9 protein-coding genes are annotated in these 12,462 nt (G+C 66.3%); 1 reads left to right on the top strand and 8 read right to left on the bottom strand.

Annotation, left to right across the window (positions count from 1 at the left end; all coding sequences use genetic code 11):
- Positions 1-27: 27 nt before the first annotated feature.
- From RMP10_RS03275 to trxA, 8 genes are read right to left on the bottom strand one after another with little or no spacing between them, the layout of a single operon-like run.
- A complete protein-coding gene (locus RMP10_RS03275) occupies positions 28-642 on the bottom strand; it encodes a fumarylacetoacetate hydrolase family protein (RefSeq protein WP_310569021.1) in 615 nt (204 codons plus the stop codon).
- A gap of 50 nt (positions 643-692) precedes the next feature.
- A complete protein-coding gene (locus RMP10_RS03270; RefSeq protein ID WP_310569020.1) occupies positions 693-3,257 on the bottom strand; it encodes a helicase C-terminal domain-containing protein in 2,565 nt (854 codons plus the stop codon).
- On the bottom strand, positions 3,254-4,549 hold the full coding sequence (locus RMP10_RS03265) for a hypothetical protein (RefSeq protein WP_309670058.1): 1,296 nt from the start codon (positions 4,547-4,549) through the stop codon (positions 3,254-3,256). The genes RMP10_RS03270 and RMP10_RS03265 overlap by 4 nt, the downstream gene beginning before the upstream one ends.
- Positions 4,550-4,572: 23 nt before the next feature.
- The gene (locus RMP10_RS03260; protein WP_310569019.1) at positions 4,573-6,354 is read right to left on the bottom strand and encodes a hypothetical protein; all 1,782 of its coding nucleotides are present in this window, start codon (positions 6,352-6,354) and stop codon (positions 4,573-4,575) included.
- Positions 6,335-9,979 carry a hypothetical protein gene (locus RMP10_RS03255; protein WP_310569018.1) on the bottom strand — a complete coding sequence of 1,215 codons (3,645 nt, stop codon included), beginning with the start codon at positions 9,977-9,979 and terminating at the stop codon, positions 6,335-6,337. The genes RMP10_RS03260 and RMP10_RS03255 overlap by 20 nt, the downstream gene beginning before the upstream one ends.
- Entirely contained in the window at positions 9,976-10,680 is a 705-nt protein-coding gene (locus RMP10_RS03250) for a DUF4159 domain-containing protein (protein WP_310569017.1), read from the bottom strand. The genes RMP10_RS03255 and RMP10_RS03250 overlap by 4 nt, the downstream gene beginning before the upstream one ends.
- On the bottom strand, positions 10,680-11,588 hold the full coding sequence (gene rsmI, locus RMP10_RS03245) for a 16S rRNA (cytidine(1402)-2'-O)-methyltransferase (protein ID WP_309670054.1): 909 nt from the start codon (positions 11,586-11,588) through the stop codon (positions 10,680-10,682). The genes RMP10_RS03250 and rsmI overlap by 1 nt, the downstream gene beginning before the upstream one ends.
- 5 nt (positions 11,589-11,593) lie before the next feature.
- Complete coding sequence (gene trxA, locus RMP10_RS03240) at positions 11,594-11,917, bottom strand: thioredoxin (RefSeq protein WP_171227594.1); 324 nt, start codon at positions 11,915-11,917, stop codon at positions 11,594-11,596.
- Positions 11,918-12,022: 105 nt separating this feature from the next.
- Here trxA and mce point away from each other — a divergent pair, with 105 nt between their 5' ends.
- On the top strand, positions 12,023-12,433 hold the full coding sequence (gene mce, locus RMP10_RS03235; RefSeq protein ID WP_309670053.1) for a methylmalonyl-CoA epimerase: 411 nt from the start codon (positions 12,023-12,025) through the stop codon (positions 12,431-12,433).
- The last annotated feature ends 29 nt before the right edge of the window (positions 12,434-12,462 follow it).

Raw genomic sequence — 12,462 nt, 5'->3', positions numbered from 1 at the left:
ATCCGAAAAGATACCCTGGAATTCGGCTCAGGTGCCCGCAACCACGGGATTGGTCACGATGCTGAGCCCCACCAGCTCGACTTCGACCACATCGCCCGGGTGCAGGGCTTTCGTCCCTGCCGGGGTGCCGGTGGCCACGATATCGCCCGGCTCGAGGGTCATGAACTGGGAGATGAACGACAGCAGCATCGGGATCGGAAACACCATGTCGGCCGCGGTAGCCCGTTGACACTCCACGCCATTCACCCGGGTGATCAGCGTGATGCCGGACAGATCGGCCGGGAGCGGGTTCTCGGGGCCGATCGGGCAGAAGGTGTCCATCCCCTTGGCCCGCGACCACTGACTGTCGCTGCGCTGCAAATCGCGCGCGGTCACGTCGTTCAGCGCCACCACACCGGCAATGCCGGCGAGAGCCTCTTCTTCGGTGGCCTTGGTGAGACGACGGCCAATCACCAGCGCGATCTCACCTTCGAATTCGATGTGCGACGAAATCGGATGCAGCACGATCGCATCGCCATCACGGATGATCGACGACGGCGGCTTGAGAAAGAACATCGGCTCGGTGGGCACGTCGTTGCCCATTTCACGGGCGTGGGCGACATAGTTGCGGCCAACGCAAACGATCTTTGACGGCGTAGACATAGGAGTCGTAGGTCCGGAGTTCGTGGAGCGTGCAGAGTGCCTACAAGAAGCTACCGCTTGGCCAGTTCGCCCGCATAGAACCGAGACACGTCATCGCGCACCGTACCCCACGGTCCGGTCACTCTTTTGGCCGGCGGTAGCGCGTTCAACAAGTCTCGCCCGTAGCGCTTGGTGACCACGCGTGGGTCACTGATGACGACCACCCCCGAGTCGGTGGCGGTCCGGATGAGACGGCCGAAGCCCTGCTTGAGGCGCAGCGAGGCATGCGGTAGCATGAACTCCACGAACGCATTGCCACCGCGCGCTTCGATCGCTTCGCACTGCGCCGCCACCATGGGCTCGGTGGGCACGCGGAAGGGCAGCTTCGCGATCAGCAAACCGCGCAGCGCGTTGCCCGGCACGTCTACTCCTTCCCAGAAAGTCGCAGTGCCCAGCAGCACGGCGCGACCGGAATCGCGAAAGCGCTGCAGCAACACATCGCGCGGCTCCTCACCGTGCACCAAGAGTGGAGTCGGTCCATCCATCCCCATCTCGCGCAGCTGCTGCGCCATCTCGCGCACGTCGCGATGGCTGGTGAACAGCCCGAACAGTCCGCCATCGCTCGCGATGATCAAGTCGCGCATCTGCTGCACGACCGCCGCGAAGTGTTCGCGCGGATGTTCGTTCGGCGCCGGCAAATCCGTGGGCACCACCAGCAGCGCCTGACGCGGATAGTTGAACGGCGACTCGAAGATCGCCGTGCGCTTGGTGAACGTGCCCTGGTCGAGCCCCAGCCGCTGTTCGAGAAAGCCGAAGCCGCCGTCAGTGGCCAGCGTGGCACTCGTAATCACCGTCGTCTCCACGCGACCGAAGAGGTCGTCGCGCAACACCGGCGCCAAGTCCAGCGGCACGCAATGCACGGCCACGTTACGCTCGGTGGCGGTCGGCTTGCCCTGGAACTCCATCCAGCGCACCACGGGATCCTTATCCTTGGGCGGCTGCAGTCCGCGCGACAACGAATCACCGGCGCCCGCCAATCTGCGCGTCACCGCCCGCACTTCGTTCAGCAGCGGCGCCATCTCTTCACTGCGCTTCTGATCGCTCTCCAATCGCTCCGTCACCAACCGCAACCCATCGGAAAGCGACGCGATCTCGATGAGCAGATCGGCCAGCGTGTCTTCGATGCCGTTGATCCAGAGCGCGTGCTGCTGAAAATCGTCGGTGAGCCGCAAGATCGGTGCACCAGTGCCCTCGAGCACCGCCGACAGCAGTTCGAACAGCAGCTGTGTGCGATCACGCGCCGTGGCCGCACTCGATACCATGCGCGTTTGCACCAGATCGAGACTGGCCACGCTGTGCAAATCGCTGAAGCCGCCAAGCTTGGCCGCGAGTGCCGGCAACAATCCCTTGCCACGGCGCTCGAGTCGGTTGAACAACCGAGCCAGTGCGCGCCGCGTGATCGAGCTGCCCAAGTGCGACGCGGCCGCATCTTCGAGATGATGGCCCTCGTCGATCACCAGTCGCTTGTAAGCGGGTAACACGGCCGAGTCTTCCCAGTTCTGCGCCTGACGCCGTACGGCAACGTCCGACAGCAGCAGGTGGTGATTCACCACCACGACGTCGGCCGCCGCCGCTTCCTTGCGCGCCTTGAACAGGAAGCACTTGTCGTAGAACGAGCACTTCATGCGCCCGCACAGATCCGGCTCGGCCGCGACCTCATCCCACACATCGGGACGCGGCGGTGTCGGCAAGTCGGCCAGCGAGCCGTCCTGCGTTTTCTCCGCCCATTCGGCGATCTGCTCCACGTCGCCGGCGCCAGCAGCATCGAACAGGGCGGCCCCGGCCCCGCGCGCCTGCTCCAAGCGCTGGAGACAGAGATAATTCCGCCATCCTTTCAACAATGCGAAGCGCACCTTTTGATCGGTGAGCGCGCGTTGCAAAAACGGCAAATCCTTGGCGACCAGCTGCTCCTGCAGCGTGATCGTGTTGGTCGACACGATCGTGCGTTCACCGTTGGCCGCCGCCCATCGCAACGCGGGCACGAGATAGCCCAACGACTTGCCAACGCCCGTGCCGGCTTCCAGAAGGGCCACGCCACCGCGATTGAATGTCTCCGTCACCGCGGCCGCCATCGCGCGCTGACTGGGCCGGTCTTCGTAGTCGCGCGACCCGCTCACGCGCTGCATGGTTTGCGCGATCAGACCGTAGGGCCCGAGCGTGACGTCCACATCGTCGAGCGACACCGGCAGCTTCTGTTTGCTGCGCGGCACTTCCGCCACCACGTACACACGCGTGGCCTCGTTGTCCACGATGGCGAAGCCCACACCGTTGCCGTGAATGCGCGCCGCCACTTCGAGATCTGCATCACTCGGTTCGAGCAATCCCGACGGATGGTTGTGCAGCATCAACTCGCCGCGCTCGGCCACCCCCGGCAGCGCCAGTACACTGCGCACGTCGCCGCGGAACACCACGCGCGCCGTCGTGATCAGGTTCTCGTCGTCAACGGCGCAGACGAAGCACACTTCGTTCCCGCCGGCGAGCTTGATCGCCACCCGCACCGCGCTGGCGGCCTTCGGGGACAGGCGCGTCTCACCGAGAGTCTTCGCGCCGGCCTTCACTACACGCTTGCCCGTCACGTCTTGCGCGGCTTCTTCTTCGCAGCGGGAAACAGGACGTTGTTCAGGATAAGCCGGTAGCCGGGCGAGTTCGGGTGCAACGACAGATCGGTGGGCGCGCTGCCGATGGCGTGCTGCGCGTCTTCGGGGTCGTGACCGCCCAGGAAGGTCCACGAACCCTTACCCGCGTCACCGTGCAGATACTTGCTCCATGGCGCGCCATCTTCGCTGGCGAGCACGGTCACGCCGGGCTTCACGATGGCGCGATTGAAGCTCGTGGTCACGCCGTAGAAATCGGGCACCACGGTGCGATGATTCTGCACCAGCATCGTGGCCACCGGATCGAGCTTGGCCGAGAAGTCGAACAGCGTGAAGGTGCCGAGCGGCTGACGACGGGCCGGCACATTGACCTGATGGCCGTCGATGTCGCTGAGCGCGTTGATGTATGGTGACGGTTCGACATGCGCGCCCGTAAAGGCCAGCGCTCGCGTCCAATCCATGCGCGCGTCAGCGTCGGGGGCCGGCGGAGTGCCATCGGAGAACGGTCCCGCGATGTCGACCGTGAACGCCGCAATCGCGAGATCAAGCGACTCCGTGGCACCGCACATGGCGAACAGAAAGCCGCCGCGATCGACGAAGCCGCGAATGTTGTCGGCCACCGCTTTCTTGAGCCCTGGCACGTCAGCCTTGCCGAAGCGCTTGGCCATGGCGATGTCGCGTTCGCGCTGCGCGACAAACCAGGGCGCGTCGCGATAGGCGAGATACAGCTTGTTGAACTGGCCCGTGAAGTCTTCGTGGTGCAGGTGCACCCAGTCGTACTTCGACAAGTCACCCTGCATCACGGCATCGTCCCACACCGACGTGAATTCGATGCCGGCGTAGGTGAGGGCGAGGGTAACGGCGTCGTCCCAGGGTGGCTGATCGACCGGACGGTAAATCGCGATCTTGGGGGCGCGCTCCAGCACGACGGCGTCCATGTTGCCGCCCGCCACTTCGGCGCGCATCGCGGCCACGGCGGCGTCGGTCATCAGTTCGATGCTCACGCCGTCGAGCGCGGCGCGGCGACGCAGGTCGGGCGCATCGGGCAACAGGAACGAGCCGCCACGATAATTCAGCAGCCACTCGGCCTTCTGCCCGTTCTTGAGCGCGAGGTACGTGACGCCGTAGGCTTTGAGGTGATTGCGCTGACTGTCGTCCATCGGCAGCAACATCGATTGCGCCGACAGCGAGCGCGCCATGGTGAGTGACACCATGGTGACGAGCAGGGCCGCGATCACGCGGCTCCAGAGCGTGCTACGAACGAACGAGCGCATAGGGGAAATGTACCCGCGAACGCTCAATGAGTCACAGGCGGTACCTGCCCTTTCATCCGCTCGAGTTCACGGCGCGCCTGAGGGGCCAGCGCACTGGTGGAATAGTCCACGAGCAGCGTTTCGAAGCGCGTCGTGGCGCCCGTTTTGTCGCCGGCGGCCAACAGCGCGCGGGCCGAAGCCAGCAGCGCTTCGGCAGCTTCCGGACTCTTGGGCCAGGAGGCGATGATGCGATCCCACAGCGTCATGGCGCCGGTTTTCGGCGACAACCGCGCCGCCATGGAGAGCAGCGCCGGCGCCGCCGGTCCAACCGAGTCGGAGAGCGCAATAAAGCGCGCTGCCGCACCGGCGGAATCCCGTCGCGCCAGCGCGAGAAACGCCGCGCCGAGTCCCGCTGATTGATCCACTCTCGTACGCGCCAGAATGCCGAGGGCGTCTACCAACTCACCGCGCTGCGTAGCGGCGCGCACGAGTCGTTTGCGTGCGGTGGTGAGATCACCGTCGTACAGCGCCAGCCAGCCGGCGGTCTCGTCGTCGTCTTCGAGGTCGGTGCCTTTCACGGCTTCCTTGGCCCGCGTCAGGTCGCCGGCGCGCAGATAGGCGCTCACCAGCGGTCGCGCCATCGCCGACCGGGCGGTTTCGTCGAGCAGCTTGCCCGAGGCCTCGATCCGTTGCTGCGCTTCCGAGGCCCGACCGAGTTCACCAAGGGCGGCGATCTCGATGGGCAGCAACGCACGGGCGCGCACCACATCGGAGCCAGGGCCTTTGCGCGACGTGAGCTGCAAGGCACCCGCGGCATCGCCGGCGTTGAGCGCATCCTGCGCCGCACGCTGCTGCGCTTCGAGGTCACCACGCTTCTCGAACACCGCCGTCCACGCGTCACGCGCCACCAGCCATGACTGCGCCAGCTCAGCGCGCTCACCGAACGCACGCCACGCGGCCGACGTGGAGTCATCGGCCTTCACCGACGCCAGCGCGAACCACGCGCGGCGAGGCTCGCCCCACGCCAACTCGAGCGCTGAGAGCAATCGGCGCGGCGCTAACACGGCGGGGTCGGCCAGCAGCACCGTGCGGATGGAGTCACGCGTGGGTGCCGGGGCACGATTCAGCGCGAACATGGCCGCCGTTTCGAGATACAGCTCGTCGCGCAACGCCTCGCGAAACGCCACGGCGGCCGCATTCCAACGTCCCAACGCCACATGCAGCTGCGCCACTTCTCCCGAAAGGGCGCCACCAGAACCCAACAATCGGCCCGCGTCGCCGAGGACGGAATCAGCTGCCAGCGCGCGCCCTTGTTGCAGCAGCAGCCGGGCATATTCGCGGAAGGGCGCACCGTCGTTGCCGGCGGCACGACGCCACGACGTGAACGCGAGGCGCGCCTCGTCGTCGCGCCCGATCGTGACCAAGGCGCGCAACTGAATGCTGCGCGCCACCGGATCGGTGGGACGCAACTGCACCACGCGTTGCGCGACCGGGATGATGGAATCGCGCATCCCCAACTCGGCCCACACGCGCTCGAGCCCGAGCAACGACAACGCCACCTTATCACCGTCGGAGTTGCCGGGAATGAGCGCGCGCTGCAGCACCTCGCGGTAGGCGAGGGCGGCCTTCTTCATGTCGCCCTTGTCTTCAGCGTCCAGCGCGGTCCCCAGCGCGTCGGTGGAGTCGACGCGCGTGGCAGGCGGACGTGCGCCGCCCTGCGATCCGCTTTGCGCGTGTGCGCTCGTTGATGCGATCGACAGTGCGCCGAACGACAGCGCGAAGATCACCCGAGGCAACACGAGCACCTTACGGCGGCGTCGTGCCATTGAGCTTGCGGAAGTACTCGATCACGATGCGACGCTCGTAGGGACCGAGGCCGCGCAGTTCGTTCCACGTGGGCGGCGCAAACTTGTTGGCCGCCTTGCCCGACGGCGTGCCATCCACGCGCCCGGAGGCGCCGTTGCCGTTGGCCGCCTTCGCCTCACGCGGGCCCTGATCGTCGCGCTCATCCTGCTCGAGGAAGCGACCGGCATCGAGCAGTCGGCGATACAGCTGCGCCTGACGCGCCGCGACCGCGGGGTCGATGCCGTTCCGTTCGATCTGCTGCGACAACGTTTGCGCTTCCTTCGCCAACGCATCCATGCGTCCGGTCTGATCGGCATCCGACACGTCGTTCAATGAGCGCGCCACATCACGCTGCTGCTTGGCGAGCACGCGCGACTGCTGCCTCGCGGCGTCACCCTTCGCGCCGCCGGGCAACATGTTGAGCCCCTGCATCTGGCCGTTGAGCTGCCCCTGCTGCTGCGCGAGCTGCTTGAGCTGCTCCATCATTTCCGTGAAGCCCGACGCCGACTGCGCGCCGTTCATCTTTTCGCGATCGCGCACCAGCGACGACAACGCCTGATTGAGCGCCTCGCTGGCGTCCTTCATCGCGTTCTGCGCCTGCTCACTGCCGCCAGGCTGCCCCGACTGCTGCATCTGCTGCGTGGCCTGCTCCACGCGACGCTGCGCTTCGCCCATGGCCTTCTGCGAACGCTGCGACAGCAAGGACGAACTGCGCCCGGCCTTCTCGAGCCGCTCGGCCGCCTGTTGCACACCCTGCTGCAGCGCGCTCTGCTCGCCTTGCATGCCCTGCGCACCTTGGCTACGGGCCTTCTGTTCGAGCTCCGACTGCTGACGCGCCAACTGCATCGTTTCGTTGATGGACTGATCGAGCTCGCTGGACAACTCTGTCTTCCAGGCATCGACCTGCGCGTCGCGCGCGGCCGACAGCTGCTGCGCGGCCTTGTCCATGGCGTCAGCGGCCTTGCGGGCTTGATCACCAGGGTCGCCCTGCTGGCCCGCTTGCGGCTTGCCGCCCTGCTGGCTCTGCCCCTGCTGGCCTGGCTGCGGCGTGCCCTGTTGCCCCTGCTGACCGTTTGGCTGCGCGCCCGACTTCTCGGCGCCCGGTTTGGGCTCGCCGCCAGGCTGCTTCTGCCCCGCCGCGCCGTCTTGGCCTGGCTCCTTGCCCGCCGCGTTTGGATCCTTCTCGCCAGGCTTGGGCTGGCCCTGTTCACCCGCCTTCTCGCCGGCCTGCTTCGGGCCGTTTTGCTGCTGCGCCTGCGCCGCCTTCTGCATGGCATCGGCCGCCTGGTTCACCAGCGGCTGCGCGGCGCGCGTCTTCGAGGCGCCGGGCTTGGCGCCAGCCTCTTCCAGACGCTTCGCCAGCGCCTGCACTTCGCGCTCGAGTTCACGCGCGCGATCGGCCAGCTCCTTCGGACTCGAGGCGGCGCTCTCCTGACGTCCTTCGCTCTGCCGGCTCTCGCTCTGACGACCATCCATGCGATCGGCCGCTTGCTTCTGCTCCTTCGCCAAGTCCTTCGCGTCGTCACGCAGCGTCTGCATCGCGCCTTCGAGCGCGGCGCGCTTCAGCATCTCAGCGCTCTTCTCCAGCTGCTCGCGCATCTGCTTCTGCTGCTCACCTAGCTGCTGCATCGACTTCTGCGCTTCGGTGCCGCTGAGTCGATCGGAATTCTTGGATAGCTCCTCGAGCTGCTTCTGCATCTCGGGGGTCATCGCATCGCGCAACAACTTCTGGATGTCTTTCATCCGCGACGCCAGCGCCGTGTCGAGCGCGTTCGCGTTCTTCAAGCGCGACTCGAGCTCCTTCGCGTTCTGTCGCAGTGAATCCACCTTGGCGCCCAGCTGCTGCTGATCGCGCGCCAACTGCTTGGCCTTCTCGGCCGCCGAGAAGCTCATCGACTGGCTCTTGCCGCCTTCGGTCTTGGCCGTACCGTTGGCCTTCGCCTCTTCCGATGTGCCGCCACCCTTCAGGTCGCGATTGCGGGCGGCGTTATCGGTGTTCTGCTGCAGCCGCTTCTCCTGCTGCGCCAACCGTTGCGCCTGCGCCGCCAGCGAATCGGCCAACGCGCGAGCCATCGCCCGCTGCTCGGTGAGACTCGGCACGCGCAACAACACTTCGGCGCTCACCGTAGTCTGGCGCCACGGCGAATCGTCGGTGGCCACCGCGGTCACATGCAACCGATCACCCGGTTCGAGCTTGCGCCCGTCGAGTGTGATCGACGCGCCACCTTGGAACAGCGGCGACGACGGCGACGCCACATCGATGCGCTCACGCGTGACCGCACCCGTTGCACCGGCACTTTCGCGCCACACCTGCAGCGACACGTTGCTCACGCCGTGATCGTCGCTGGCGTCGACGTATACCGGCACGATACCGGTCGGACCGATCGCGGTATCGGAGCCTGGCGAGACGATGGCGACTTCCGGACGTTTGTCCGGCACAACGGTGAACGCGAGCGCATCAGGTAGTTCGGGCGGCAACGTCGCAGCGTCGGCGCTCGGCGTGGCCGCCGCGATCCAGCTCCAGCTGCCATCGTGGTCGAGCGAAATCCTCGCCGATACCGCGGCCCCGTTCACCGACGCAGGGAAGCGCACGGTATCACGACCATCGGTGAGCATCGCATCGCGCGCCCCACCACGCAGCATCGCCGTCACGCGCACGTGCGTGCCACGCGGCACACGCAGCGGCGGCACCGGCTCCATCGATTCATCGGTGCGACGGAGATACGCCGGATAGTCGGCGAACAGCGCGACGTCACCGATCCAGCCGCGATCGGCCACGGTGATGAGGCCATTCAGTTCCGGCGCCCGTCCGTCGTTCACGCGAACCGTGATCGGCGCCGAGACCGCACCGAGGGCCAGCGTGACCATTCCATCAGCGCGTACACTCAGCGTGGTGTCGCGCCAGGCCTCACCTTCGGCCCGGCGCGAAATCGTCACGCTGTTGCGGCCGTCGGCGCGCACGCGCAGCGATACGGGCATCCCGCGCGGCACGAGCGTGGGGAGTTTGTCGAAACCGAGGGCCGGCAGCAGAGTACCACGCCAGGCGCGCACCGGATGCACCGTGGCCGCGAAGCCATCGGGGGCTTCGCGCGCCGACCACGAAAGTGCGCCCACCGTGATCGCAGCCAGCACGCCGGCCACCGTCACGCCGCGCCCGAGTCGCTGCGCCACCTGCGGCGCCAGCGCGCCCGGCGCCAATCGGCGAGCGACATCCTGCGAGGCGCGCGCACCGAGCGCGCCGGTTCGTGCTACTTCCAGCGCACCGCGCAGAGAGCCCGAGCGCAACACCTGCTCACGTTCGATCGCCGCGGCAAGCGACGTGAGCGATAACACATCCGCATTGCGCTTGCGCAGCGACCACACGAGGCCAGCGGCGGCGGCCACTGCCGCAACCCACATGGCGATCGGCACCGCGCGTGGCAACGTCATCCAACGTCCGTCGGCCATCAGCCACGCGCTGCAAACCAACGCGAGCGCGACAACGCCGATCACAGCGAGAACCACGGCCGCCATCGAGCGGGCGCGCAGCGTGGACTGTTCGCGGGCGAGTCGCGTTTCGAGTGTGTCCGAGGACGTCGCCGATGTGCGCAGCGCGGGGGCCGTCACGGCGTAACCCGGCTGGTGACCGCGTAGGTAAACAGATTCACGCCCATGCGGATGGCCTGTTCATGGAGCAGCGGCGGATCGGGATAGGTGCCCACGTCTTCCCATCCGTTGCCGAGATCGGCGGAGTAGGTGTAGTACACGGCGAGTCGGTTGCCGATGAAGATGCCCATCCCCTTCGCCGGCTTGCCATCGTGCTCGTGCACTTTCGGCGGCCCATTCTCGAAGTCGTACACCAGATGGTAGATCGGGTGGCTATGGGGCACATCGACCAGCGGCCGGTCGGGGAACACCCGCTTGATCTCGCGACGGAAGCTGTCGTCGAGTCCGTAGTTGTCGTCCACGTGCAGAAAACCACCGCGCGTGAGATACTCGCGCAGGCGCTTCACTTCGATGTCGCTGAGCTTTATCTCGCCGTGTCCCGTGATGTGCAGGAACGGAAAGTCGAACAGCGACGAATCGGTGAACGTGACCTTTGCCTCGGCGCGCTCGATCGGCAGCGCGGTGCGCTCGGCGATCGCGCGAATGAGATTTGGCAAGCTGGACGGATTCGCGTACCAGTCACCACCGCCTTCGTACTGTACGCGGGCGATCGCCAAGCGACCCGGGCCACGTAGCGCAGCGAATGGCGTGAACGCCAGCGATGCGCCGACGACAGCGGCGAGCAGAGCGAAGCGGAGGGAACGACCGGCCGGAAGCCGCATCAGGTATCGTGAGCGAGACGGTAGGCGAGATTACGGCTGGCACCATGTTCGTCCATGAGCCGCTGGACGATGTCACGAGGACGGAACCCTTCCTCGCGCAGGGCCACTGCCACCGCCTGAAGGCCGTCTTCACTCGGGGCGACGACCGACGCGCCACCCAGAACGATCACGATTTCCCCGCGCGGTGGCGTGCCCTCGTAATACGCGGCCACCTCCTCGAGCGTTCCGCGTTTGACCTCTTCAAAATGCTTCGTCAGCTCGCGGGCCACCGCAACCGGGCGGGTGGTGCCGGCAATGGCGGCCAGATCACGCAACGTGTCGACCAAGCGGTTGGGCGATTCGTACAGCACTACGGCGTGCGGCAGGCGGGCGGCGAGGGCCAGCTGCTCCTCGCGCTCCTTCCCCTTCCGCGCCGGGAATCCCAGCATGGTGAAGGGATGCGGTACCATGCCCGATGCCACGAGAGCGGCCAGCACGGCGGACGCGCCCGGAATCGGCACCACCCGTACACCAGCGATTGCTGCGGCTTCAGCCAGTCGGGCACCGGGATCGGACACCAACGGCGTCCCGGCGTCGCTGATCAAGGCGATGGCTTCGCCCTCTTTCAGGCGCGCAACCAGGCGCGGAATGACGCTGGCTTCGTTGTGCTCGTGCACGGCAATCGTGGGCGTCCCGATGCCATAGCGACTGAGCAGGGTGCGCGCGTGCCGGGTATCCTCACAGCAGATCACCGCGCATTCCTTGAGCACGGCGAGGGCACGCAGGGAAATGTCCCCCAAATTCCCGATCGGCGTGCTGACGATATGTAACGCCCCGGACATGGCCGCGGTCGGCCAGAGCGTCGCCGCCCGGTCGGCGAGATCGGAGGCAAGAACCTCCGATTCGGCCGAACCGGGCGCGTCGCCCACCTTGGTCAGGCGTGCTCCTTGAACTTGGCTTCGAGCGCCGGGCGCGGAACCGCGCCGACGACCTGATCCACCAGCTTGCCGTCCTTAAAAAACAGGATCGTGGGGATCGACCGCACGTTGAAACGCGCCGCGGTCCGCTGGTTGTTGTCGACGTCGAGCTTGGCCACCTTCGCCTTGCCCGCGTATTCGGTGGCCAGCGCTTCCACGATCGGCGCGATCATGCGGCACGGCGCACACCACGTGGCCCAGAAATCCACGACCGCGAGCCCTTCGTACTGCTCGATCTCGGCCGCAAAAGTGTCATCCTTCACTTCAACTGCGTTCGCCATCATGTGCTCCGTTGGCGCGGCTTCCGGCCTTTACCGGTTGCTCTCGCGCCCGTCTGCAGGATTAGAATTCGGAATTCGTTCACGCCCGCATCAACACCGCCGAACATGACCGACTCCGTACGCCGCGGCACGCGCATCGCCCACATCGGGATCGCTGTGCGTGCCCTCGACGAGCTGCTTCCCTTCTACCGCGATGTCCTCGGCCTGCCCGAGGTTCCACTGGACGATGCCGACGGCGCCACCATTGCGGGACTGGCAGCCGGCGAATCGTTGGTAGAGCTCCTCGAAGCGAAGTCCGACGACTCTCCGATCGGCAAGTACGTCGCCAAACGAGGCCCCGGTATTCACCACGTGTGTTTCGCGGTGGACGACCTCGACGGCACGATGCAGCGCTGCCGTGATGCCGGCCTCCGACTTATCGATGAAACACCACGCCTGGGCGCGGAGGGGAAGCGCATCGCGTTTCTCCATCCAAGCGCTACCGGCGGCGTGCTCGTCGAACTGTCCGAATACTAGTCTGGGTGTCCAGCGTCACCAGTCCAGGT

The organism is Gemmatimonas sp. (assembly GCF_031426495.1).
Lineage (GTDB): Bacteria > Gemmatimonadota > Gemmatimonadetes > Gemmatimonadales > Gemmatimonadaceae > Gemmatimonas.
The sequence above is the reverse complement of the archived record's forward strand: the minus strand, read 5'-3'. Positions and strand labels throughout refer to the sequence as shown.

What these genes read in the sequence shown, in the direction of transcription:
- RMP10_RS03275 (WP_310569021.1), bottom strand. Translation starts at nt 642, where the DNA reads ATGTCTACGCCGTCAAAGATCGTTTGCGTTGGCCGCAACTATGTCGCC.
- RMP10_RS03265 (WP_309670058.1), bottom strand. Translation starts at nt 4,549, where the DNA reads ATGCGCTCGTTCGTTCGTAGCACGCTCTGGAGCCGCGTGATCGCGGCC.
- RMP10_RS03260 (WP_310569019.1), bottom strand. Translation starts at nt 6,354, where the DNA reads ATGGCACGACGCCGCCGTAAGGTGCTCGTGTTGCCTCGGGTGATCTTC.
- RMP10_RS03250 (WP_310569017.1), bottom strand. Translation starts at nt 10,680, where the DNA reads ATGCGGCTTCCGGCCGGTCGTTCCCTCCGCTTCGCTCTGCTCGCCGCT.
- trxA (WP_171227594.1), bottom strand. Translation starts at nt 11,917, where the DNA reads ATGGCGAACGCAGTTGAAGTGAAGGATGACACTTTTGCGGCCGAGATC.
- mce (WP_309670053.1), top strand. Translation starts at nt 12,023, where the DNA reads ATGACCGACTCCGTACGCCGCGGCACGCGCATCGCCCACATCGGGATC.